The sequence below is a fragment of the Novosphingobium resinovorum genome (assembly GCF_036352595.1).
Taxonomy (GTDB): domain Bacteria; phylum Pseudomonadota; class Alphaproteobacteria; order Sphingomonadales; family Sphingomonadaceae; genus Novosphingobium; species Novosphingobium resinovorum_B.
On record NZ_JAZFAX010000008.1, the window covers coordinates 53,780 to 75,227 of the forward strand.

General features: G+C 67.3%; 24 protein-coding genes. 12 read left to right on the forward strand and 12 right to left on the reverse strand.

All coding sequences use genetic code 11. The annotated features are described in order from the left end of the window. The first annotated feature begins 144 nt into the window (after positions 1-144). Complete coding sequence (gene rho / locus V2S85_RS09900) at positions 145-1,401, forward strand: transcription termination factor Rho (protein ID WP_330702696.1); 1,257 nt, start codon at positions 145-147, stop codon at positions 1,399-1,401. A 15-nt stretch (positions 1,402-1,416) separates the two neighbouring features. Then, complete coding sequence (locus tag V2S85_RS09905) at positions 1,417-2,148, forward strand: TerC family protein (protein ID WP_330702697.1); 732 nt, start codon at positions 1,417-1,419, stop codon at positions 2,146-2,148. A gap of 175 nt (positions 2,149-2,323) precedes the next feature. Here the strand turns inward: V2S85_RS09905 and V2S85_RS09910 are convergent, their stop codons facing one another. Both V2S85_RS09910 and V2S85_RS09915 read right to left on the reverse strand, forming a co-directional pair. After that, positions 2,324-3,292, reverse strand: coding sequence for a quinone oxidoreductase (locus V2S85_RS09910; protein ID WP_330702698.1), 969 nt, complete (start codon positions 3,290-3,292; stop codon positions 2,324-2,326). An 11-nt stretch (positions 3,293-3,303) separates the two neighbouring features. Beyond that, the gene (locus tag V2S85_RS09915; RefSeq protein ID WP_330702699.1) at positions 3,304-4,002 is read right to left on the reverse strand and encodes a dienelactone hydrolase family protein; all 699 of its coding nucleotides are present in this window, start codon (positions 4,000-4,002) and stop codon (positions 3,304-3,306) included. A gap of 104 nt (positions 4,003-4,106) precedes the next feature. Between V2S85_RS09915 and V2S85_RS09920 the strand changes: the two genes are divergently transcribed. The 6 genes from V2S85_RS09920 to V2S85_RS09945 are packed head-to-tail and all read left to right on the forward strand — an operon-like array spanning position 4,107 to position 10,009. Beyond that, the gene (locus V2S85_RS09920) at positions 4,107-4,373 is read left to right on the forward strand and encodes a DUF6489 family protein (RefSeq protein WP_330702700.1); all 267 of its coding nucleotides are present in this window, start codon (positions 4,107-4,109) and stop codon (positions 4,371-4,373) included. A gap of 43 nt (positions 4,374-4,416) precedes the next feature. Next, on the forward strand, positions 4,417-5,694 hold the full coding sequence (gene mnmE / locus V2S85_RS09925; protein ID WP_330702701.1) for a tRNA uridine-5-carboxymethylaminomethyl(34) synthesis GTPase MnmE: 1,278 nt from the start codon (positions 4,417-4,419) through the stop codon (positions 5,692-5,694). A gap of 31 nt (positions 5,695-5,725) precedes the next feature. Next, the gene (gene mnmG, locus V2S85_RS09930) at positions 5,726-7,633 is read left to right on the forward strand and encodes a tRNA uridine-5-carboxymethylaminomethyl(34) synthesis enzyme MnmG (protein WP_419198185.1); all 1,908 of its coding nucleotides are present in this window, start codon (positions 5,726-5,728) and stop codon (positions 7,631-7,633) included. Continuing rightward, positions 7,630-8,271, forward strand: coding sequence for a 16S rRNA (guanine(527)-N(7))-methyltransferase RsmG (gene rsmG / locus V2S85_RS09935; RefSeq protein ID WP_330702702.1), 642 nt, complete (start codon positions 7,630-7,632; stop codon positions 8,269-8,271). Before mnmG ends, rsmG begins: the two co-directional genes overlap by 4 nt. Next, entirely contained in the window at positions 8,268-9,044 is a 777-nt protein-coding gene (locus V2S85_RS09940) for a ParA family protein (RefSeq protein ID WP_330702703.1), read from the forward strand. Before rsmG ends, V2S85_RS09940 begins: the two co-directional genes overlap by 4 nt. Beyond that, on the forward strand, positions 9,041-10,009 hold the full coding sequence (locus V2S85_RS09945) for a ParB/RepB/Spo0J family partition protein (protein ID WP_330702704.1): 969 nt from the start codon (positions 9,041-9,043) through the stop codon (positions 10,007-10,009). Before V2S85_RS09940 ends, V2S85_RS09945 begins: the two co-directional genes overlap by 4 nt. Before the next feature lie 3 nt (positions 10,010-10,012). Here the strand turns inward: V2S85_RS09945 and V2S85_RS09950 are convergent, their stop codons facing one another. Continuing rightward, entirely contained in the window at positions 10,013-10,708 is a 696-nt protein-coding gene (locus V2S85_RS09950) for a glycine zipper 2TM domain-containing protein (protein WP_330702705.1), read from the reverse strand. A gap of 190 nt (positions 10,709-10,898) precedes the next feature. Then, positions 10,899-11,381, reverse strand: coding sequence for a GAF domain-containing protein (locus tag V2S85_RS09955; protein WP_330702706.1), 483 nt, complete (start codon positions 11,379-11,381; stop codon positions 10,899-10,901). A 218-nt stretch (positions 11,382-11,599) separates the two neighbouring features. Between V2S85_RS09955 and V2S85_RS09960 the strand changes: the two genes are divergently transcribed. Continuing rightward, positions 11,600-13,087 (forward strand): PQQ-dependent sugar dehydrogenase, encoded by a 1,488-nt coding sequence (locus tag V2S85_RS09960; protein ID WP_330702838.1) that lies wholly within the window; start codon positions 11,600-11,602, stop codon positions 13,085-13,087. Positions 13,088-13,140: 53 nt separating this feature from the next. Here the strand turns inward: V2S85_RS09960 and V2S85_RS09965 are convergent, their stop codons facing one another. Next, positions 13,141-14,004, reverse strand: coding sequence for a DUF815 domain-containing protein (locus V2S85_RS09965; RefSeq protein ID WP_330702707.1), 864 nt, complete (start codon positions 14,002-14,004; stop codon positions 13,141-13,143). A gap of 49 nt (positions 14,005-14,053) precedes the next feature. Between V2S85_RS09965 and V2S85_RS09970 the strand changes: the two genes are divergently transcribed. Continuing rightward, positions 14,054-15,001: an L-threonylcarbamoyladenylate synthase gene (locus tag V2S85_RS09970; protein WP_330702708.1), complete on the forward strand. Its 948-nt coding sequence runs from the start codon at positions 14,054-14,056 to the stop codon at positions 14,999-15,001. Between the two features lie 187 nt (positions 15,002-15,188). Here the strand turns inward: V2S85_RS09970 and V2S85_RS09975 are convergent, their stop codons facing one another. The 3 genes from V2S85_RS09975 to V2S85_RS09985 are packed head-to-tail and all read right to left on the reverse strand — an operon-like array spanning position 15,189 to position 16,867. Further along, positions 15,189-15,902, reverse strand: a complete 714-nt coding sequence (locus V2S85_RS09975) for a GIN domain-containing protein (RefSeq protein ID WP_330702839.1) — start codon at positions 15,900-15,902, stop codon at positions 15,189-15,191. A gap of 22 nt (positions 15,903-15,924) precedes the next feature. Next, entirely contained in the window at positions 15,925-16,491 is a 567-nt protein-coding gene (locus V2S85_RS09980; RefSeq protein WP_330702709.1) for a DUF1700 domain-containing protein, read from the reverse strand. Next, complete coding sequence (locus V2S85_RS09985; RefSeq protein WP_330702710.1) at positions 16,481-16,867, reverse strand: PadR family transcriptional regulator; 387 nt, start codon at positions 16,865-16,867, stop codon at positions 16,481-16,483. Before V2S85_RS09985 ends, V2S85_RS09980 begins: the two co-directional genes overlap by 11 nt. Before the next feature lie 176 nt (positions 16,868-17,043). On the opposite strand from V2S85_RS09985, the gene V2S85_RS09990 reads away from it, so the two are divergent. Then, a complete protein-coding gene (locus V2S85_RS09990) occupies positions 17,044-17,277 on the forward strand; it encodes a ribbon-helix-helix domain-containing protein (protein WP_330702711.1) in 234 nt (77 codons plus the stop codon). Positions 17,278-17,292: 15 nt separating this feature from the next. Here the strand turns inward: V2S85_RS09990 and V2S85_RS09995 are convergent, their stop codons facing one another. From V2S85_RS09995 to murA, 3 genes are all read right to left on the reverse strand, one after another. Beyond that, complete coding sequence (locus V2S85_RS09995) at positions 17,293-17,781, reverse strand: phosphoesterase (RefSeq protein WP_330702712.1); 489 nt, start codon at positions 17,779-17,781, stop codon at positions 17,293-17,295. A gap of 186 nt (positions 17,782-17,967) precedes the next feature. After that, positions 17,968-18,171 carry a hypothetical protein gene (locus V2S85_RS10000; RefSeq protein ID WP_330702713.1) on the reverse strand — a complete coding sequence of 68 codons (204 nt, stop codon included), beginning with the start codon at positions 18,169-18,171 and terminating at the stop codon, positions 17,968-17,970. A 70-nt stretch (positions 18,172-18,241) separates the two neighbouring features. Beyond that, positions 18,242-19,525: a UDP-N-acetylglucosamine 1-carboxyvinyltransferase gene (murA, locus tag V2S85_RS10005; RefSeq protein WP_330702714.1), complete on the reverse strand. Its 1,284-nt coding sequence runs from the start codon at positions 19,523-19,525 to the stop codon at positions 18,242-18,244. 185 nt (positions 19,526-19,710) lie between these two features. On the opposite strand from murA, the gene V2S85_RS10010 reads away from it, so the two are divergent. Next, positions 19,711-20,592 carry a UTP--glucose-1-phosphate uridylyltransferase gene (locus V2S85_RS10010; protein ID WP_330702715.1) on the forward strand — a complete coding sequence of 294 codons (882 nt, stop codon included), beginning with the start codon at positions 19,711-19,713 and terminating at the stop codon, positions 20,590-20,592. A 147-nt stretch (positions 20,593-20,739) separates the two neighbouring features. On the opposite strand, the gene V2S85_RS10015 is transcribed toward V2S85_RS10010, so the two are convergent. Further along, complete coding sequence (locus V2S85_RS10015) at positions 20,740-21,417, reverse strand: lytic transglycosylase domain-containing protein (RefSeq protein ID WP_330702716.1); 678 nt, start codon at positions 21,415-21,417, stop codon at positions 20,740-20,742. Positions 21,418-21,448 lie beyond the last annotated feature (31 nt).

The window sequence follows — 21,448 nt, forward strand, 5'->3', positions numbered from 1 at the left end:
ACTCGTTGACCGCGCGCTTGCGAACGCTTATCTGGGCTCGTTCCGGCAACAGGGCGCGAGCCTTTGTCTCCTGCCTGGATCCGCTTTCCCCAAGCCCGATGATCCCGCCGGCCGACACTCTAAATCCATCTGGAATCTCAAGAAATGCATCTCAAGGAACTCAAGAAGAAGTCATCGGCCGAGCTGGTCGAAATGGCAGAGGAACTGGGCGTCGAAAGCGCCTCCACGCTGCGCCGTCAGGATCTGATCTTCGCCATCCTCAAGGAAGTGGCCGAAGACGGCGAGGAAATCATCGGGCAGGGCACGATCGAAGTGCTGACCGACGGTTTCGGCTTCCTGCGCAACGCCGAGGCGAACTACCTCGCCGGGCCCGACGACATCTACGTCTCGCCGAACCAGGTCCGCAAATGGGGCCTGCGCACCGGCGACACCGTCGAAGGCGAAATCCGCGCCCCCAAGGAAGGCGAGCGCTACTTCGCCATCACCAAGCTGATGAGCGTCAATTTCGACGATCCCGACGCCGTGCGCCACCGCGTCAACTTCGACAACCTGACGCCGCTTTATCCTGACAGCCGCCTGAAGCTCGACAGCCTCGACCCCACGGTCAAGGACAAGTCGGCCCGCGTGATCGACCTGATCTCGCCGCAGGGCAAGGGCCAGCGCGCGCTGATCGTGGCGCCGCCGCGCACCGGTAAGACCGTGCTGCTGCAGAACATGGCCAAGGCCATCACCGACAACCACCCCGAGGTGTTCCTCCTCGTCCTGCTCGTCGACGAGCGACCCGAGGAAGTCACCGACATGCAGCGCAGCGTGAAGGGCGAGGTCATCTCCTCCACCTTCGACGAACCCGCGCAGCGCCACGTCCAGGTCGCCGAAATGGTGATCGAAAAGGCCAAGCGCCTCGTCGAGCACAAGCGCGACGTGGTCATCCTGCTGGACTCGATCACCCGCCTCGGCCGCGCCTACAACACCGTGGTGCCCAGCTCGGGCAAGGTGCTGACCGGCGGTGTCGACGCCAACGCCCTGCAGCGCCCCAAGCGCTTCTTCGGCGCCGCGCGCAACATCGAGGAAGGCGGCTCGCTCTCCATCATCGCCACGGCGCTGATCGACACCGGCAGCCGCATGGACGAAGTCATCTTCGAAGAGTTCAAGGGCACCGGTAACTCGGAAATCGTCCTCGACCGCAAGGTGGCCGACAAGCGCATCTTCCCGGCGCTCGACGTCGGCAAGTCCGGCACCCGCAAGGAAGAGCTGCTCGTCCCCAAGGACCAGCTCACCAAGATGTGGGTGCTGCGCCGTATCCTCATGCAGATGGGCACCGTCGATGCGATGGAATTCCTGCTGGACAAGATGAAGGACTCCAAGACCAACGAGGACTTCTTCGCCACGATGAACCAGTAAGCGTCCCGGGAGACGATGTTGGATATCCTGACGATCCTCGCCGCGGCACCCCAGATCGCTGGGGGAATCCAGAGCCCGGCGGAGATCTGGCACCACATCGTCACCGACTTCTCGAACATCGGCACCCCGGCGGCGCTTTCCGCGTTCCTCCAGGTGCTGATGATCGACGTGGTGCTGGCCGGCGACAATGCGATCGTCGTCGGTGCACTGGCGGCGGGGCTGCCGGCGGACCAGCGCAGGAAAGTCATCGCCATCGGCGTGATCGCCGCGCTGGTTCTGCGTATCGGCTTCGCGCTGGTGGTGACCTGGCTGCTGGGCATCGTCGGCCTGATCTTCGCGGGCGGCCTGCTGCTGTTGTGGGTCGCCTGGAAGATGTACCGCGAGATCAGCCACTCCGACGCCCATTCGGCCGGCTCTCCCGAGATCGAAGGGGACGAGCATTCCGGCCTCAAATCGCCCAGGAGCTTTGCTTCGGCGGCGATTTCGGTGGCGGTGGCGGATGTGTCGATGTCGATCGACAACGTTCTCGGCGTGGCCGGCGCGGCGCGCGAGCATCCCGGAATCCTGATCGTCGGGTTGATCGTGGCGGTGGCGATGATGGGCCTCGCGGCGAACTTCATTGCACGGTACATCGAGCGCTATCGCTGGATCGCCTGGGTCGGACTTGCCGTGATCCTCTATGTCGCGGTGAAGATGATCTACGAAGGGTGGGTCGATCCGGCGCTCGGGATCGTTTCGTTGTTCTGACAGGAATTAAGGGAGATTCTGGTGCCATGGGCCCCAGACCCCCATACCGTCGACCGCACGCGCGCAGCGACGTTGTGTGCTCATGGCATGAAAAAGCCCTGCTACACCTCCGGTGCCGCAGGGCGATACGACGACAGTTCGGGGGTCTGGGGCCCATGGCCCCAGGATTGTCTTCCTATGGAATCAAAACAGTAGACCCAGTCGTAGCCCGGCTTTCCAAAGCCCGATGCGCCTGCGCCGCATCCGCCAGCGCAAAAGTCTGCCCGATCTTCGGCATCAGCACGCCCGATGCGATGCCTTCGAACAGCTTCGCCGCACTCGCCGCCAGTGCTTCCGGCGTGGCGACGTAGTCCGCCAGCGTCGGCCTCGTGGCATAGAGCGAGCCGCCCTTCATGAGATCGAGCATCGCGATCGGCGGCACCGCGCCCGAGGCATTGCCATAGCTTACCATGGTCCCGCGCCGGCGCAGGCTGGCGAGCGAGGCGTCCCAGCTCGCCGCGCCGACGCCGTCGTAGATTACGTTGCACATCGCGCCGCCGGTGACCTCGCGCACGGCCTGCGGTAGCTCGTCGAAGGGACAGGACAGCGTATGGTCGCCGGGAACCTGCGCGGCCTTCTCCGGCGAGCCGACGTGGGCGATCACCGTCACGCCCTTGTCCAGCAGCCAGGGCACCAGCAGCGAACCGACCCCGCCCGCCGCGGAGTGGACCAGCGCCACGTCGCCGGCCCTGGCGGGGAAGGTCTCTTCGGCGAGGTAGCAGGCGGTCAGGCCCTTGAGCATCACGGCGGCGGCGACTTCGGGTGCGATCCCTTGCGGGATGCGCATGGCCTTGGCGGCCGGGATCACGCGGTGGGTGGCATAGGCGCCGCCGTTCTGCGTGGTGCCGACGCGTTCGCCCAGGGCGAAGCCTTCGACGCCGTCACCCAGCGCGACGATCCGCCCGACGCTTTCCGATCCCAGCGCGATCGGCAGGGCATCGGGATAGAGGCCCTTGCGGTAGTAGGTATCGATGAAGTTGAGGCCCACCGCCTCGGTTTCGATCACCACTTCGCCGGCGCCGGGGGAGGGCACCGCGAAGTCCTCGCGTTCGATCACTTCGGGGCCGCCGTGGGCGCGCACGATCATGCGGTAGCTGTCGGTCATGGTCCGGTCCCTCAGCCGACGTGCTCGGCGAAGAAAGCTTCGGTGCGTCCGTCCGCCAGGTTCGCCCCCGCTTCGTCACGACGCGCGCCGATCTCCGCGGCGAAGCCGTGGTCGAGGCCCTCGTAGTCGTGGAGCGTCACGCGCGGATGGTCGTCCAGGCCGTCGTGGATCGCCTTCTGCGCCGCTGCATCGACGAAGTGGTCGGCGGTCGGGATATGCAGCATGAGCGGGCGCGCGATGGCGTGCTTCTCGCCCAGCATCTGGTCGATCATCACGCCGTAGTAGCCGACGGAGGCATCCACGTCGGTGCGGGTCGCGGCCATATAGGCGATCTTGCCGCCCATGCAGAAACCGACGAAGCCGACTTTCGCGACGTGCTTCTCGCGGCGGATCCAGTGGATCACCGCCTCGATGTCACGTATGCCCAGGTCGAAGTCGTGCTGCATCATGTGGCCGAGAGCGGCCTGCATTTCGGATTCGACATAAGGGCTCAGTTCGATGCCCGGCTGCTGGCGCCAGAAGGTGTCGGGAGCGACGGCAAGGTAGCCCTTCGCCGCCCATTCGTCCGCCTTCTTGCGGATGCCGGCATCGACGCCGAAAATCTCCTGCTGGACGATGATCGCACCGCGTGCCTCTCCATCGGGGGCGGCGACGTAGGCGGGGATCGTGCCGTCGCCATCGAGGGTGGGAATTTCGGCGTTGGTCGACATCGCGGTTCTCCTGTCCGGTTTTGCGGGAGTAAGGCACTTGCAATGGACTTTGCCAAGCGCATGTGTCAGTCATGATGCGATAATTATAGGGCAGGAGACGCGCGATGAAGGTCAATGTCGAGGTCGAATGCTCCCCGGAGGAGGCCCGCCGGTTCCTCGGCCTTCCCGACGTGACGAGGGCGAACGAGGCCTACGTCGATGCGCTGACCAATGCGATGCAGGGCACCACCAACTTCGATCAGATGAACGAACTGGCCAAGCAGGTGGCGCCGATGGGGCAGATGGGGCTCAAGCTGTTCCAGCAGTTTCTCGAGAACGGCGTGGCCATGGCGATGAGCGGTGCCGGCAAGCCGGGCAAGGACGGCAAGTAACCGGGCCATCGACCTGCCGGTCTGCCGCTGATAGGGGCCGCGCATGGACGATACGATCTTCGCGCTTTCAAGCGGGTCTCCGCCGGCCGCCATCGCCGTGATCCGGATCAGTGGTCCGGCGGCGGGGCAAGCGCTTGTTGCGCTTTCCGGCGATCTGCCCAGCCCGCGCCGCGCCAGTTATCGGACCTTGAGTGTTTCACGTGAAACACCGCTGGATCAGGCGCTGGTCCTGTGGTTTCCCGGAAACCGGACCGCGACCGGCGAGGATCTTGCGGAACTTCACCTTCACGGGGGCAGGGCGGTGGTCAACGCCGTCGAGGCCGCGCTGGCGCAGATGCCGGGACTGCGCCGTGCCGTACCGGGGGAATTCACGCGCCGCGCTTTTGCGAATGGCCGCATCGACCTTGCCGAGGCGGAGGGGCTGGCCGATCTGCTTTCGGCCGAAACCGAACTGCAGCGGCGCAGCGCGATCGCCATGGCCGGGGGCGTGCTGTCGCGGCAGGTGGAGCAATGGCGCGATGGGCTGCTCGGCATATCCGCTGCGGTCGAAGCGGTGCTCGATTTCGGCGACGAGGATGACGTCTCCGATCTGCCACCGGATTTCACGTCGCGGATCGCAGGTCTGGCCGAGGCCGTCTCGGGATGGCTCTCCCGTCCGCGCGCCGAAACTTTGCGCGAGGGATTCCGCATCGTCCTTGCCGGACCGCCCAATGCCGGCAAGAGCACGCTGTTCAATGCGCTCGTCGAAGCTGAGGCGGCGATCACCGCGCCGCTGGCGGGCACCACGCGGGACGTGTTGACGCGCGCGGTGGCGATCGAGGGCGTGCCTTTCCTCTTCGCCGATACCGCCGGCCTGCGCGGCGAGACCGACGACGTGATCGAGGCCATCGGCATCGATCGCGCCCGGACGGCAGTGGGCGAGGCAGACTTGGTGCTCTGGCTCGGAGACCCGGACGACGCGCCCGAGGACGCCTGGCAGATCGCGGCGCAGATCGACCGATCGGGGCGGGCGGCGATACCCGATGCGCGGCACCGCGTTTCGGCGGTGACCGGGGAGGGGCTCGATGCCCTTCGCCGCGATCTCGTCGAACATGGGCGAAAGGCGATGCCGCGTCCCGGCGATGCGGCGCTCAATGCACGCCAGCACGCGCTGCTGGGGGATGCGCGATCGGCGCTGATCGCGGCGGGGAAGGAGAGCGATCCGCTGCTGGTGGCGGAATGCCTGCGCCGGGCCCGCGTGGCCTTCGACGCGCTGATCGGGCGGGCGACCACCGAGGACATGCTCGACGCGCTGTTCGGACGCTTCTGCATCGGAAAATGACGATGTTTCACGTGGAACATGCTCAGCGGCTTTGACGGGGATTCCGCGACGCGGTAAAGGCGCGGGCATGCACAATTTCGATGTGATCGTAATCGGCGGCGGCCATGCGGGCTGCGAGGCGGCGGCAGTCGCCGCGCGCATGGGCGCGCGCGTGGCGCTCGTCAGCTTCGATCTCGATGCCGTCGGCGCGATGAGCTGCAACCCGGCCATCGGCGGACTGGGCAAGGGCCACCTCGTGCGCGAGGTCGATGCCTTCGACGGCCTCATCGCCGGCGCGGCCGATGCGGCGGCGATTCACTATCGCATGCTCAACCGCTCGAAGGGCAGCGCCGTGCAAGGGCCGCGCGTCCAGGCCGACCGGGCGCTGTTCAAGGCAGCGATCCACCGCCTGTTGAAAGTGCAGGGCGATCTCACGCTCGTCGCCGGAGAAGCGGCCGGGCTGGTGATCGAGGGCGGCACCGTCGTCGGCATCGATCTCGCCGACGGCACGCGGTTGCTGGCGGCCGCCACGGTGCTGTGCACCGGCACCTTCCTTGGCGGCACGCTGTTCCGGGGCGAGGAGCGGCTTGTCGGCGGGCGCATCGGCGAAGCATCGGCGCAGCGTCTCGCGGCGCAGATGCGCGATGCGGCCTTGCCGATGGCGCGGCTCAAGACCGGTACGCCGCCGCGCCTCGATGGCCGCACGATCGACTGGGCCCGCCTCGACGAGCAGCCCTCCGATGGCGAGGACTGGACGATGTCGGCGATGGGCGATCCGGGCGCCACGGCCGGGGGCAGGGGCCGTGCGGTGCCGCAGGTGTTCTGCGCGATCACCCGCAGCAACCCGCGCAGCCATGACGTCATCCGCGCCAACCTGCATCGCTCGCCGCTGTTCTCCGGCGCGATCGGGGCACAGGGCCCGCGCTACTGTCCCTCGATCGAAGACAAGATCCATCGCTTCGCCGATCGCGACGGCCACCAGATCTTCCTGGAGCCGGAGGGGTTGAGCACGCATCTGGTCTACCCCAACGGCGTCAGCACCTCCCTGCCGGCCGACGTGCAGCTGGAGATGATGCGCACCATGGAGGGGCTGGCGACGGTCGACATCGTCGTGCCGGGCTATGCGGTCGAGTACGATCACATCGATCCGCGCGCCTTGCGCACCAGCCTCGAACTGCGCGCCTTGCCCGGGCTCTATTGCGCGGGCCAGATCAACGGCACGACCGGTTACGAGGAGGCCGCCGCGCAGGGTCTGGTCGCGGGGCTCCATGCCGCCGCAGCGGTGCTGGGGCGCGAGGGGCCGGCGCTCGACCGCGCCAACAGCTACATGGCGGTGATGATCGACGACCTGACCCTGCACGGCGTCAGTGAGCCCTATCGCATGCTGACCGCGCGCGCCGAGTACCGGCTGCGACTGCGGGCGAACAATGCCTCCACCCGCCTCACGCCGCTGGCGATTGCGGCCGGCGCGGTGGGCAGTGAACGCCGCGCGTGGTTCGCGCAGCGCGAGGAGGCGAGGGCGCGGCTTGGCGAGGCGTTCGACCAGCCCCTGCCGGCGACCGAACTCGCGGCGGCGGGCCTCCCGGTACGCTCCGACGCGGGCCGGCTGCCGCTGCGTGAGTGGCTGCGCTTCGGCGGCGTCGATATCGCAGGCCTGTCGCCCTGGCTCGATCCGGCCTTGCAGGAGGATGCCGACCTGCTCGAGGAGATGGCCGAGGAAGCGGCCTATGCGCCTTATCTCGAACGCCAGGAGCGCGAACTGCGCGATTTGCGTGCGAGCGAGGCGCTGATCCTTGGCGACGATTTCCCCTACGACCGCATCCCCGGTCTCTCGCGCGAGATGGTCGAGCGACTGACCAGGGCGCGCCCGGCGACGCTGGCGGCGGCCGGGCGGATCGCGGGAATCACCCCGGCGGCGCTTGCTGCGCTGCTCGTCCATGCCCGCAGGGAGGCTGCTTGATTACGACCGAAGACGAAGCGCGGGACTGGCTCCGCGCGCTTCCCGAATGCGATGGCGCCGCGATGGAGCGCCTCGAACTGCTGGTGGCGATGCTGGCCGAGGAGAACCAGCGGCAGAACCTGGTCTCGGCGGCAAGCCTCGATCAGGTGTGGCTCCGGCATATCGTCGACAGTGCTCAGCTGCTTCCGCATGTTCCACGTGAAACATCGACGCCGTGGATGGACCTCGGCACCGGTGCCGGTTTCCCCGGGCTGGTGATCGCGGCGCTGCGACCGGAATGCGAAGTGGTCATGGTCGAATCGCGCAACCGGCGAATCGAATGGCTGGAGCGGGCGCGAATCGCGATGGGGCTCGATCGCGCCTCGATCGCCGGGCAACGACTCGAAATGATCGAGTCGCGTCCCGTATCGGTTATTTCCGCGCGCGCTTTTGCACCGCTCGACAAATTACTCGAGTTATCTTCGCGATTTTCCACAAGTGACACGGTGTTCCTGTTGCCCAAGGGGCGGTCGGCCAGCCAAGAATTGGATGACCTTCGCAAGTGGCGGCATGTGTTCCACGTGGAACAGTCCCTAACGGATCCGCAGGCAGGCATCATTGTCGGCACACTCGCCGACGGGAAGGGTAGGACCAGGTGATCCGCATTGCCATTGCCAACCAGAAGGGCGGCGTCGGGAAGACGACCACGGCGATCAACATTTCCACCGCGCTCGCCGCGACCGGATGGAAGACGCTGCTGATCGACCTCGATCCGCAAGGCAATGCATCGACCGGGATCGGCGTGCCCGCATCGGAACGCTCGGCCTCGTCCTACGACGTGCTGGTCGATAAGGTGCCCGCCGCGCAATGCATCATGCCGACGCGGATTCCCGGCCTCGACCTGCTTCCCGCGACCGTCGATCTTTCGGGCGCCGAAGTCGAACTCGTCAGTGCGGACGATCGTGCGCATCGCCTGCGGGACACGCTGGCGCCGAACCTCGGCTACGACGTCTGCCTGATCGACTGCCCGCCGTCGCTCGGCCTGCTGACGCTCAACGCCTTGACTGCCGCCGATACCCTGCTGGTGCCGCTGCAGTGCGAATTCTTCGCGCTGGAAGGGCTCAGCCAGTTGCTGCAGACGGTCGAGCGCGTGCAGCAGCGCTTCAACCCCGATCTCGGCATCATCGGCATCGCCCTTACCATGTTCGACCGGCGCAACCGCCTGACCGAGCAGGTGTCCGACGACGTGCGTTCGGTACTGGGCAAGCTGGTGTTCGACACCGTCATCCCGCGCAACGTGCGCCTCTCCGAAGCGCCGAGCCATGGGGTTCCGGCGCTGATCTACGATCACGCCTGCGCCGGCAGCCGCGCCTACATGGCGCTCGCCCGCGAGCTGATAACGCGACTGCCCGAAAAGAGGAAAGCGGCATGAACGACGACTCCATCGTGCGCTTCAGCGTACCCCAGGCAAAGGCGGCCGGGCAGAAGCCGAAGGGCCTGGGGCGCGGCCTCGGCGCGCTGCTGGGCGAGACCCGGCGCGAGGAGCCGGTGGCGTCCGCGGGCGGCTCCGGCGGCGGCTCTCCGGCGTCGCGGGCAGGGGGACTGGCGGTGCTGTCGATCTCCGACATCAAGCCCGATCCGCATCAGCCGCGCCGTCATTTCGAGGAAGCGGCGCTGGAGGAGCTGGCGGCCTCGATCGCGCAGCGCGGCGTCATCCAGCCGATCATCGTGCGGCCGCTCGATACCGGTTCGTACCAGCTGGTCGCCGGCGAACGCCGCTGGCGCGCGGCGCAGAAGGCGCAGCTGCACGAGATTCCCGCCCTGGTGCGCGAACTCACCGACCGCGAGGTCATGGCGCTGGCGCTGATCGAGAACCTCCAGCGCGAGGATCTCAACCCGATCGAGGAGGCGCGCGCCTACAACCGCCTCTCCGAACTGGAGGGGATGACCCAGGCCGAGATCGCCCGGATGGTCGACAAGAGCCGCAGCCATGTCGCCAACTTCCAGCGCCTGCTGGCCTTGCCCGACGGCGTGATCGTGCTGGTCGAGAAGGGCGAGCTGTCGATGGGCCATGCCCGCGCGCTGATTGGCTGCGACGGTGCGGAGGAGATTGCCGAGGCCGCCGTCGCCAAGCAGATGTCGGTGCGCGATATCGAAAAGCTGGTGCGCAAGAAGCAGCGCGGCGATGCGGCGCCGCGTCGGTCTGCCCGCGCCGCGCGCAATCCGGCCGAGGATGCCGACATCGCGGCGGTGCAGAACCACCTCGAGGAATTCCTCGGCCTGCCGGTGAAGATCAGCGCCGATGCCGATCCCTCGACCGGCACCGTGACGATCCGCTACGCGACGCTCGACCAGCTCGACCTGATCTGCCAGCGGCTGACCGGCGGCGCGATCTGACGGTTACTTGATCGGCACCCGCTTGTCGGGAGCGATCTTCACGCGCTTGTCGGGCACCACCTTACTGCGGCGGGGGATGACCCGGCGGGCGGGGCGGACCGGCACGTCCTCGTAGACGTATTCGACGGTCTCGGTGCAGTGCGGCTGCGCCTGCACGGCCGGGACCATCATCATCGGCTGCCCCATGACCGGCTGATTGCAGCATCCCTGCTGCGCGGGGTAGTAATAGGCTGGCGCATAGCCGGGTGCGCCATAACCGCCATAACCCGGATAGCCGCCGCCCCGGCTGTAGCGGGCCTGGTAATCGTCGAAATAGGCCTCGCACTCGTCACGGTCGCGGCCGCGATCCTCGGCCTTGTCGATCGCGGCGCCGGCGACCGCGCCCACCGCCGCACCTGCCAAAGTGCCGACCGTGCGGTTGCCACGCCCGGCAATGCGGTTTCCGGCAAGACCGCCCACGGCTCCGCCGATCAGCGCGCCGCCCACACCGGAATCGCGCTGCGACACACGCTGGCGGCAATCCGCCAGCCAGGCTTCGCGGGCGTCGGGCCCATCGTAACCGGGCCTGTCGTAACCCCGATCGTAGGCACCGGGGTAGGGCGCTTCGCCGCGCGGATCGGGCGGGCCATCATGCGCGAAGGCCGGAGCGGCGGCGAAAGCCAGCGTCGCAAGACAGGCGGCACGGAGGGGAAAGCGCATCGGGGCATCCTTTCGCGAGAATGTCAGGGCAAAAGGCAGCCCCGTCAGTTAACGCGAAATTTAGCATCGTGATCCGCAGAAAACCAAGCGAGTTACTTGGCCTCTCCGATCGATGTCCCGTTTTGGTGCGCATAAGATCGGAGCGATCTCCCCTTCCAATCGTCACCCGCGAGCGTAACGAAGGATGGTTTCAGATCGCGCGGGCGGCGATATCGGCCAGCTTCTGAACGCCGGCGGCATCCTCTTCGTCGAAGCGGCCGGCGGTGGGGCTGTCGAGATCGATGACGGCGATCACCTGCCCGTCGCGCAGGACCGGCACCACCAGTTCCGAACGACTCGCCGCGTCGCAGGCGATGTGGCCGGGGAAGGCGTGGACATCGGCGACAACCTGGGTCTCTCCGGTGGCGGCTGCCGTACCGCATACACCCTTGCCGAGCGGGATGCGGATGCAGGCCGGCTTGCCGACGAACGGCCCGAGCACCAGTTCGCCATCGACCATGCGGTAGAAGCCGGCCCAGTTGAGATCCGGCAGGAACTGCCAGATCACGGCGGCAAGGTTGGCCATGTTGGCGATGCCGTCAGGCTCCCCCACGACCAGCGCCTCGGCGGCGCGGGCGAGTTCGGCGTAGAGTTCCAGCTTGGGCAGGGCGGCGTCGGCGGCAAAGTCGTACATGATGCGGGCTTTAGCGGCTGTTTGCAAAATGCCCAATGGGGCATTTTGAGGCGGCACCGGCCCACTCCCCCGCCCGGCCACCCAACAATGGTACCCTATGGGTGGCCGGGCGGGGGAGTGGGCCGGTGCCGCAAAATTCGCACGTTGCGAATTTGCAAACGTACCTTCAGCGCAACTCGCTGTTGTCGGCCAGCCGGAGGCGGCCTATCTCCTTGCGCATGAATCCGATCGTCAAGAAGACCGCCATCGCTTCCGCCGTGATCGTCCTGGCCGCCGCCGGGTACGTCTACTGGGGCTTGCACGCCAATACCTCGGACCTGCCGGGCGATGCGACCACTGGCAAGAACCCGCAGTTGGTCGAGCCGAGCCCGCAGTGGATCCCCAGCATCAAGCTGGCCAAGCCGGTGGGCTGGGCCGCAGGAGAAGCGCCCAAGGCCGCCAGCGGGCTGACGGTGGCGCGCTTCGCCGAAGGGCTCGACCATCCGCGCACGATGCTCACGCTGCCGAACGGCGATGTGCTGGTGGCGGAAACCAATGCCCCCGCCGGCAACAAGCCCAAGGGGCTGACCGGCATGGTCATGGGCCTGATGATGAGCCGGGTGGGGGCGGGCGAGGCTTCTCCCGATCGCATCGTCCTGCTGCGCGATGCCGATGGCGACGGCAAGGCGGAACTGAAGACCACGCTGCGCACCGCCGACATGGCCTCGCCCTCCGGCATGGCCTACCGCGAAGGCAAGCTCTACATCGCCGATCACGACAAGGTGCTGGAATTCGCCTTCACGCCCGGCCAGACCAAGCTGGAAGGCAAGCCGCTGCGCACGATGATCGACCTGCCGGCAGCCGGAAACCACTGGATGCGCAACCTGCTGCTGAGCGAGGACGGCAAGCATCTCTATGTGGCGGTCGGCTCGGCCAGCAACATCGCCGACGACGGCATGGAGGCCGAGACCGGCCGCGCGATGATCTGGGAGGTCGATGTGGCGACCGCGCGCCGCCGCCAGTTCGCGGTCGGCATGCGCAATCCCAACGGGCTGGGCTGGAATCCTTCCACCGGCGAGATGTGGGCGACCGTGCAGGAGCGCGACATGCTTGGGCCGGACCTGGTGCCGGACTATCTCACCAACGTTCCGGTGGGCGCGCAGTACGGCTGGCCGTGGGTCTACTGGAAGAACGTGTTCGACGACCGCGTCCAGTGGCCGATGCAGACGTACATGATCGAATATACCCGCAAGCCCGAGTACGCCATGGGCGCGCATGCGGCGGTGCTGGGGCTGACCTTCGCCAATGGCGGCAACCGCATGGGCAAGGGTTACGAGAACGGCGTCTTCATCGCGCGGCACGGTTCGTGGAATCGCCGTCCGGCGGCGGGCTACGACGTGGTCTTCGTGCCTTTCGACGCCAACGGCAATCCGAAGGACGTGAAGCCGCAGCCGGTGCTGAGCGGGTTCCTCAAGGACAATGGCGATACCCGCGGCCGCCCGACCTGGGTGGCGTGGGACAAGGGCGGCGCGCTGCTGGTCAGCGACGATACCGCCGGCATCATCTGGCGCGTGATCTCTCCAGGTGCCCAGCCTTCGCCGGCGATCAAGCCCGTCGTCACCGAGCACATGAAGCCGCGCGAGGACATCAAGGATCCGACCTCGCCCGAGGAAGCGGCGAAGATGCTCGGCGGTTTCCGCAAGGAAGACGACAAGCTGCTGCCGTAATTCTCGTCACCGCGAGCGTTGCTTCGCCTTCGCTCGCGGTAACGAACGAGGGATCAGATCGTCTTGCCGGCGCGTCCGGCCAGTTCGTTGACATATTGCCAGGCCACGCGGCCCGAGCGGGCGCCGCGTCGGCGGGACCATTCCAGCGCGTCGGCAGGCTCCCACTCCAGCGCGAAATCCTGCGCATAGCCACCGATGATCGCCAGGTAGGAATCCTGATCGCAGTTGTGGAAGCCGATCGAGAGGCCGAAGCGATCCGCCAGCGCCAGCTTCTCGTCGACCAGATCGCGGGTGTTGATCGGATCGTCCTGTTCCGACATCGAGCGGCCGACGATGGCGCGGCGGTTGGACGTCACTGCAAGGCGCACGTTCGCCGGGCGCGCCTCGACGCCGCCTTCCAGCCAGGATCGCAGGATGCGCGGCCCGGCACCGTCGCCTTCCTCGAAGCCGAGGTCGTCGATGAAGACGAGGAAGCTGCGATCGACCTTGCCCAGCGCCGCGAACAGGTCGCTCACGCCCGAGAGGGCCTCCTGCGCCACCTGCACCAGCGCGATGCGCCCGGGATGGGCGGCGTCGGCGGTGCGCACGGCCGCGCGCAGCAGGGCCGACTTGCCCATCCCGCGCGAGCCCCACAGCAGCATGTCATGCGCGGCATGACCGGCGGCGAGACGCTCGACGTTGGCGACCACGCGCTCCTTCTGGCTGTCGATGCCGCGCAGCAGGGGAAGGGCGGGGGCGTCGAGCCGCTCCACGGCGCGGGCCGCCGTGCCGGTCCAGACATAAGCGGGGAAGGCCAGCCAGTCGGTTCGGGGCGCAGGCTGCGGAGCGAGCCGTTCGAGCGCTTCGGCGATCCGCACCAGAACGCCGAACTGGTCCGTATCCCGATCGGTCGTGCTGGCGGAGGAGGCATATGTCATCGCGTGCATGTCCTTGGCTTTCGTCGCCGGGGGTCTATAGCGGCGAGGCATGGAGCACGCCAGCCAACCCGTCCTTCTCGATGACGGTCCCGAGGGGATCGCCGATGCCGCGCGCCGGTTGCGCGAGGGCGGGCTGGTCGCGGTGCCGACCGAGACGGTCTACGGCCTCGCCGCGCGCGCCGACCGGGACGGATCCGTGGCGGCGATCTACCGCGCGAAGGGGCGGCCGAGCTTCAATCCGTTGATCGTCCATGTTGCCGACCTGGCATCGGGGCAAGCGCTGGCGCAGTTCGATGCGCGCGCGCTCTCGCTGGCCGAGGCGTTCTGGCCCGGTGCCTTGACGATGGTTCTGCCCCTGCGTGAGGGCGCCCCGATCGCGGCCGCCGTCACGGCCGGGCTGCCGACACTGGCGCTGCGCTGCCCGGCCCATCCGGTCATGCGCGCGGTGATCGCCGCGACAGGGCTGCCGCTGGCGGCGCCCTCGGCGAACCGCAGCGGCGGGGTCAGCCCTACCGAGGCCGCGCATGTGGTGACGTCGCTGGGCGGCGGGGTCGATGCGGTGATCGACGGTGGGGCTTGCGAGGCCGGTCTGGAATCCACCATCGTCGCCCTGCGCGGGGACGGTCGCTGGCAGATGCTGCGACCGGGGCCGATCACGGAGGCGCGGATCGCGGCGGTGCTGGGCGTGCCGAGCGATCCCGTCGTCTCGCAGGACATCGAGGCGCCGGGGCAACTGGCCAGCCATTATGCGCCGGGCAAGCCGGTCCGGCTGGATGCGACCGATGCCGCGGCGGACGAATTCCACATCGGCTTCGGGCCGGTTGCCGGGCACAGTTCGCTGTCGGCGAGCGGTGATCTGGCCGAGGCCGCCGCGCGGCTCTACGCGCTGCTGCATGCCGGGGCAGGGGCGCCGCAGCCGCGCATCGCGATCGCGCCGATCCCCGAGAGCGACATCGGCACCGCCATCAACGACCGCCTGCGCCGCGCCGCAGCCTGAATTCCTTCCCTTTTTCGTCATTGCGAGCGTAGCGAAGCAATCCAGCACCTCGCGCGGTGTGGGATTGCTTCGCTACGCTCGCAATGACGAGATGGGGAGGGCGACATAGGGCAAGACAAGGCCCACACCGTCCGGAGACGATGTGGGCCCATCCGAGTTCAGGTGCCTTCATGTTCCACGTGGAACGTCAGTAGTCGTGGTCGATATCGCCAATGCCGTTCATGCGGCTGCGCAGGGTGGCGGGCTTGCGGACCAGGGTGACGTTGCCCGCGCCGTTGATCTCCACGTCCACCACGCCGGTCGCACCGATGGTGATGTCGCCGACGCCGTTGATGCGGACCGTGGCGTCCTGTCCCTGGACTTTGCCGAGGTCGATGTCGCCCGCCCCGTCCGAGGTCACGAACATGCGGTTGACCTTGCCCGAGGCGTCGAGGTCGATGGCCCCGCGCGCGTTGATGCGCAGCGATTCCTGGTCGAGGCCGTGCAGGTCCACGTCGCCGGGTGCATCGAGGTCGAGCCCGGCGATCTCCGGCGCGGTGATGCGCACCTTGAGGCCGCGATGGATCCGGGCGCTGCCCCTGATCGAGAGGCGGCCGTTTTCCCAGACCACGCGGTCGATCACGTCGGCGGGGCCTTCGACCGTCATCTCGGGCTTGTCGCCACGGGTGAATTCGAGGTCCACCGGTACGTCCATGGCGAGCTGGCTGCCCGACTGGATGGCGAACACGCGGGTCTTGCGGGGCCCCCGGTCGTGGTGCGAGCCATCGCCGTCGTCGAAGTACCAGCCCTTGGTCGCGAATTCCTGTTTCATCTTGTCGCCGCCAAAAGTCCAGGCGAGCGAGAATGCGGCGATCGACAGGATCAGGCCGCTGGCGAATACGATGAGCAGTTTCCTGAGCATCACTTGGTCCTCCTTGTCGTCGTCAGTCTTCGGGATGGATGGCGGGTTCGAGCACGCGGTAGTGCAGGCGGCCGAACCACATGAGGGCGTTGACCAGGCCGATGCCCACGATGGTGAGCAGGGCGCCGACCCCGACTGCGGCGCTCATGGTGCCAAGCCCCAGCAGGATCGCGATCAGCGGGCCCCCCGGGAAGCCGCTGAAGGGCCCCGCGATCAGCATGAAGCCGCCGCCGATGAAGCACGCGACCACTGCCACGAACAGCCCGAAGACCACGCCGAGCACGGGGAGCACGATGGGCAGCAGGATCAGGATGTCGATCGTGGCAAGGCCCATGAAGGCCAGGATCGCGCTCCAGGCAGAGGAGGGCGTGCGGTCGCTCTTCCAGTTGCGAAAGCCGGTCTCGAACCGCAGTTCGCGGGCGAGGCGGGCGGGGTTGCCGAGGGCTTCGGCGACTTCCTCCTCGCTGCGGCCTTCGGCAAGGCCGGCTTCGAAGTGCTCTTCGTAGTCGGCGACGATGTCGTCGATGGCATCCTGCGGCATGCCCTTGAGGCCCGCCTTCAGGCGCTTGATGAAATCACTACGCTTCATGGCTGGGCTCTCCTGCGTCTAAAGGGCCTTCCTGGACTGCGGTTTCGGGGGAAGTAGCGGCCCCGTCGATCAGCGTATCGACGGCGGCGGTGAAGCCGCGCCATTCGCCGACCTGTTCGGCAAGCCGCGCGTGGCCGGTTTCGGTGAGGGTGTAGTACTTGCGGGGCGGGCCGGAGGGCGATTCCTCCAGATAGGTCTTCACCAGACCCTCCGACTGCATGCGGCGCATCAGCGGGTAGATCGTGCCTTCGCCCATATCGACCGCGTCGGCCATGCGGCTCGCGATCTCGTAGGCGTAGCTATCTCCCCGCGAAAGCAGCGCGAGGACGCAGAGCCCGAGCACCCCTTTCTTCAACTGGATCTCGATTTCGGACATCGAATCATCTCCTGCGGATGCCCATCATGTATTGCAAGCTACTGTGTGTTGCAAGATACCTTGCGACGATAAATACAGGTCGAGGCAAGATACCTTCTCATTGATAGGTATCGGGCAATGGAGAGTGACGGATTTGCGGGGTTTCGGGAGCGGGCGAGGGCGGCTAGGCTGGAGTAATGACCACGCCCTATCACCCGCCGGTCAAGCGCTCGATCGAGATCGCGGGGCACAAGACGTCGATCAGCCTTGAGCCGGTGTTCTGGGAACTGCTCAAGCGTGCGGCCGCGCGTGAGGCGATTCCGGTCAACGCACTGGTGGCGCGGATCGATGCCGAGCGACTGGATGCGGATACCCCGCCGGGCCTTGCCGGCGCGGTCAGGGTGTGGCTGGCGACCTCGGCGCTGGAATGACGGCCAGGATGAGGGTCAGGCGGCGGCCCTGTCGATCTGGAGCCCGAAGGCCTGCCGGACGATCTCGTCGAGGCTGACCGGTCCCCAGCCGGCATGGCGGGCAGCAACGCACACGAAGCCGGGGCGGCGCCAGTCTCCCGCCGCAAGTCCGTGGAGGACGAGGTCTTCGGTTTCGCCGGCGGTGGCCGGATCGCTCACGAGGTGAAGCCCGCCATGGGGTGTTTCGAGCCACGCCATGTCGGCGACGCTGGCGTAGCGGCCCGTCGCCAGGCAGTTCCACGCCTGCGGGTCGGCGACCGCGCGCACGAGGTGCTTGCGCCCCGGCAAGCCGCCGAGATGTACGGGATTGCCGACGTTGCCGAGTATCCACACCGCGTCGTCTTCGGCCACGCGTGCATGCCATGCCTCGCAGATGCGGCGAATCCTGTCCTTGCTGTCGGAAAAGCCGTCGGCGCGCGCGGCCTCGGTGTTGAAATGCAGGTCCGCGACAAAGTGGATCGCCATCGTTCTGTTCCCGTCCCCGGGGCGGCCCTCCCGGCGCTCCGGCATGCTTTTCAACGGGTTGGACGAAGGATTCGTTCCAGCCCCATGCGCCGGTACGAGGGATTTGCGACGGACCGAAGACGAATGCGAAAAGAGGCGGGAAAGCCTGCGCTCTCCCGCCCCGTGATGGTCGCTCCGATTCCGGTTTCAGTACGTCGAGGGCGGATCGCTCGCGGGGAAGCTTTCGTCGATCGCTTCGTCGGTCTTGTCCCAGCTCTTGGGCGGGGTCTGCATGTGGTCGGGGCCGGAACCGCGGATGCCGGCGAATTCGGCTTCCTGCTTCTTGTCCGTGGCGTATTTGTAGAGGGCGTAGCCGACCGCGCCGGCGGCCGCCAATTTGATGAGGCCCATGTCCGTTTCTCCTCTCGGCAGTTCGAGGGGGCAACGCGCCATGGGCCGCAGTTGTTTCCGCCGGGCTTCGTCAATCCCCGCCGACGCGTTCGATCTGCGCGCCGACCAGTGCCAGCTTCTCCTCGAGCCGCTCGTAGCCGCGATCGAGGTGGTAGAGGCGGTGCACCTGGGTCTGGCCCTTGGCGGCGAGGCCGGCGATCACGAGGCTCATCGAGGCGCGCAGGTCGGTCGCCATGACATCGGCGCCGGTGAGGCCGGAAACGCCGTGGACGATCGCGGTGCGGCCCTTGGTCTCGATCCGGGCGCCCATGCGGTTGAGTTCGGGAACGTGCATGTAGCGGTTCTCGAAGATCGTCTCGGTCAGTACGCTGGAGCCTTCGGCCATGCACAGCAGGGCCATCAGCTGCGCTTGCATGTCGGTGGCGAAACCGGGGTAGGGGGCGGTCGAAAGCGTCACCGGCCGCAGCTTGCCGTCCGAGGCGACGTAGAGGCCGTCGGCGCGCGGCTCGACGTGGACGCCGGCGTCGCGCAGGGCCTGGACGGTGGCCTCCATCTCCTCGATCCGGGCACCCTTGAGGGTGACTTCACCGCCGGTGATGGCGGCGGCGCAGGCGTAGGAGCCCGCCTCGATGCGGTCGGGCATGACCATGTAGGTCGCGCCGTGCAGGCGATCGACGCCGTGGATGGTGAGGTCGCTGGTGCCGATACCCTCGATCTGCGCGCCCATCGCGACGAGGAGGTTGCACAGATCGACGATCTCCGGCTCGCGCGCGGCGTTGTGGAGGGTGGACTTGCCCTTGCACAGCACGGCGGTCATCAGCGCGTTCTCGGTGGCGCCCACGGAAACGACCGGGAAGGAATAGCGCCCGCCCGGCAGGCCGCCGTCAGGGGCGATGGCGCGCACGTAACCGGCGGCCAGTTCGATCGTCGCGCCCAGCGCTTCCATGACCTTGAGGTGCAGGTCGATCGGGCGGTTGCCGATGGCGCAGCCGCCGGGCAGCGAGACGGTCGCCTCGCCCATGCGCGCCAGCATGGGCCCAAGGACGAGGATCGAGGCGCGCATCTTGCGCACGAGGTCGTAAGGCGCGACCGAACTGGTGATGCGCGTGCCCTGCAGGGTCATGACGCGGCCGAAGTCTTCCGGACGGCTGCCCGCGATCGCGGTGGAGACGCCGAACTGGTTCATCAGGTGCTGGAACCCGTCGATGTCCGCCAGGCGCGGCAGGTTGCGCAGCGTCAGCGGTTCTTCGGTCAGCAGCGCGCAGGGCAGCAGCGTGAGCGCGGCGTTCTTGGCGCCGGAGACGGGGATGGTGCCGGAGAGGCGCTTGCCGCCTTCGATGATGATCTTGTCCATGTTTCCCGCTTTAGCGCCAAACGCATCGGGAGCAACGGGGCACGACATGGTGGGGGCGCAATCGCGCGACGTGTGGTCCGTTTTGGCGGCTTAATGGTTCAGTAACGTTAACATGGGCTTGTTGCGCATATGGCGTTTAAGCGCTTTAACCGCGCTGCAACATGAGCGAGGCATCTACCAGACCCATGAGTGACTCGAAATTCCGTAAACCGGTCCGCAAGGCCGTGTTCCCCGTCGCCGGTCTCGGCACCCGCTTCCTCCCTGCCACCAAGGCTATTCCCAAGGAGCTTCTTCCGGTCGTCGACCGCCCGCTGATCCAGTATGCCGTCGACGAGGCGCGCGAGGCGGGGATCGAGGAGTTCGTCTTCGTCACCGGCCGCGGCAAGACCGCCATCGTCGAGCATTTCGACACCGCCTACGAACTGGAAGCGACGATGACCGGGCGCGGCAAGTCGCTCGATCCGCTGGAGCCGACCCGTATCCAGCCGGGCAACCTCGTCACCGTGCGCCAGCAGGTGCCGCTGGGCCTTGGCCACGCGGTGTGGTGCGCGCGCGCGGTGATCGGTGACGAGCCTTTCGCGATCTTCCTGCCGGACGAACTGATGTACGGCTCGCCCGGCTGCATGAAGCAGATGGTCGAGGCCTACAACGAAGTGGGCGGCAACCTCGTCTCGGTGCTGGAAGTGCCGATGGAGGAAGTCTCCAGCTACGGCGTGATCGCCCCGGGCGCCTCGAACGGCGCGCTGACCGAGGTTAAGGGCTTGGTCGAAAAGCCCAAGGTCGAGGATGCACCTTCGAACAAGATCGTTTCGGGCCGCTACATCCTCCAGCCGGAGGTGATGGGCCTGCTCGAAACCCAGGGCAAGGGTGCGGGTGGCGAGATCCAGCTGACCGACTCGATGGCCAAGCTGATCGGCGAGCAGCCGTTCCATGCCGTGACGTTCGCCGGCCGCCGGTTCGACTGCGGTTCGAAGATCGGCTTCGTGGAAGCGACGCTGGCGATCGCGCTCGATCGTCCGGACATGGCGGCCGAAGTGCGGGCGATCGCGCAGAAGCTGCTGGGCTGAAATCGCAATTCCTCCCTGGGCTTGTCTCGGGGAGGGGGACCGCCGCCATAGGCGGTGGTGGAGGGGGTGAGTTCGAACACTTCCCCTCCGTCAGCCCTGACGGGCTGCCACCTCCCCGAGCAAAGCTCGGGGAGGAATTTGGTTTTGCTATTGGCGGACCGGGGCGGTCAGCCGCGCCATGATCGCGGCGACGTAGGCCTTTGTTTCGCGGATGTCGGGCACGCCGCCGGCTCGGGTCACGCGGGCGGGGCCGGCGTTGTAGGCGGCCAGCGCCTTCTCGATATTGCCGCCGAAGGCGTCGAGCTGCATGCGCAGGTAGCGCGCGCCGCCTTCGAGGTTGGCCATCGGATCATCGGGCTTGACGCCCATCTGCGCGGCGGTGCCGGGCATCAGCTGCGCAAGGCCGCGCGCGCCGACCGGCGAGATCGCCAGCTCGTTCCAACGACTTTCCTGCCAGACCACCGCTTCGAGGAGTGTCGGGCTGATGTCGTACTTGGCGGCGAGTTGCGCTACGTGTTCGCGCCAGCGGGTCGGCCCGGCGGCGTCGAGGGCTTCGGTGATCGACTGCGGGTGGAGCTTCGAATCGACTTCCAGCGGCGTGGCCTCGACCTCCTCGGGCGCACCGGGGAGGGTGCTGCCGACGAAGCCGACGCCGGAGGCCGGGTCCATCTTCGCGATGCTGGAAGGGAGGGGCAGGGCGGCCGGGCCGCCGGCGACCCATTCGGCGCCGGACGCGCCGACCTGCATCACATCGGCGAATGCCGCAGACGGCAGGGCAAGGCCGATAACCGCGAGAATCGCGCCCGGGGTATGCAGCCGTTTCATGGTATTCCGGTCCCTCACCATGGTCGCCGTC

What these genes read in the sequence shown, in the direction of transcription:
- rho (WP_330702696.1), top strand. Translation starts at nt 145, where the DNA reads ATGCATCTCAAGGAACTCAAGAAGAAGTCATCGGCCGAGCTGGTCGAA.
- V2S85_RS09905 (WP_330702697.1), top strand. Translation starts at nt 1,417, where the DNA reads ATGTTGGATATCCTGACGATCCTCGCCGCGGCACCCCAGATCGCTGGG.
- V2S85_RS09910 (WP_330702698.1), bottom strand. Translation starts at nt 3,292, where the DNA reads ATGACCGACAGCTACCGCATGATCGTGCGCGCCCACGGCGGCCCCGAA.
- V2S85_RS09915 (WP_330702699.1), bottom strand. Translation starts at nt 4,002, where the DNA reads ATGTCGACCAACGCCGAAATTCCCACCCTCGATGGCGACGGCACGATC.
- V2S85_RS09920 (WP_330702700.1), top strand. Translation starts at nt 4,107, where the DNA reads ATGAAGGTCAATGTCGAGGTCGAATGCTCCCCGGAGGAGGCCCGCCGG.
- mnmE (WP_330702701.1), top strand. Translation starts at nt 4,417, where the DNA reads ATGGACGATACGATCTTCGCGCTTTCAAGCGGGTCTCCGCCGGCCGCC.
- V2S85_RS09945 (WP_330702704.1), top strand. Translation starts at nt 9,041, where the DNA reads ATGAACGACGACTCCATCGTGCGCTTCAGCGTACCCCAGGCAAAGGCG.
- V2S85_RS09950 (WP_330702705.1), bottom strand. Translation starts at nt 10,708, where the DNA reads ATGCGCTTTCCCCTCCGTGCCGCCTGTCTTGCGACGCTGGCTTTCGCC.
- V2S85_RS09955 (WP_330702706.1), bottom strand. Translation starts at nt 11,381, where the DNA reads ATGTACGACTTTGCCGCCGACGCCGCCCTGCCCAAGCTGGAACTCTAC.
- V2S85_RS09960 (WP_330702838.1), top strand. Translation starts at nt 11,600, where the DNA reads ATGAATCCGATCGTCAAGAAGACCGCCATCGCTTCCGCCGTGATCGTC.
- V2S85_RS09965 (WP_330702707.1), bottom strand. Translation starts at nt 14,004, where the DNA reads ATGACATATGCCTCCTCCGCCAGCACGACCGATCGGGATACGGACCAG.
- V2S85_RS09970 (WP_330702708.1), top strand. Translation starts at nt 14,054, where the DNA reads ATGGAGCACGCCAGCCAACCCGTCCTTCTCGATGACGGTCCCGAGGGG.
- V2S85_RS09975 (WP_330702839.1), bottom strand. Translation starts at nt 15,902, where the DNA reads ATGCTCAGGAAACTGCTCATCGTATTCGCCAGCGGCCTGATCCTGTCG.
- V2S85_RS09980 (WP_330702709.1), bottom strand. Translation starts at nt 16,491, where the DNA reads ATGAAGCGTAGTGATTTCATCAAGCGCCTGAAGGCGGGCCTCAAGGGC.
- V2S85_RS09985 (WP_330702710.1), bottom strand. Translation starts at nt 16,867, where the DNA reads ATGTCCGAAATCGAGATCCAGTTGAAGAAAGGGGTGCTCGGGCTCTGC.
- V2S85_RS09990 (WP_330702711.1), top strand. Translation starts at nt 17,044, where the DNA reads ATGACCACGCCCTATCACCCGCCGGTCAAGCGCTCGATCGAGATCGCG.
- V2S85_RS09995 (WP_330702712.1), bottom strand. Translation starts at nt 17,781, where the DNA reads ATGGCGATCCACTTTGTCGCGGACCTGCATTTCAACACCGAGGCCGCG.
- V2S85_RS10000 (WP_330702713.1), bottom strand. Translation starts at nt 18,171, where the DNA reads ATGGGCCTCATCAAATTGGCGGCCGCCGGCGCGGTCGGCTACGCCCTC.
- murA (WP_330702714.1), bottom strand. Translation starts at nt 19,525, where the DNA reads ATGGACAAGATCATCATCGAAGGCGGCAAGCGCCTCTCCGGCACCATC.
- V2S85_RS10010 (WP_330702715.1), top strand. Translation starts at nt 19,711, where the DNA reads ATGAGTGACTCGAAATTCCGTAAACCGGTCCGCAAGGCCGTGTTCCCC.
- V2S85_RS10015 (WP_330702716.1), bottom strand. Translation starts at nt 21,417, where the DNA reads ATGAAACGGCTGCATACCCCGGGCGCGATTCTCGCGGTTATCGGCCTT.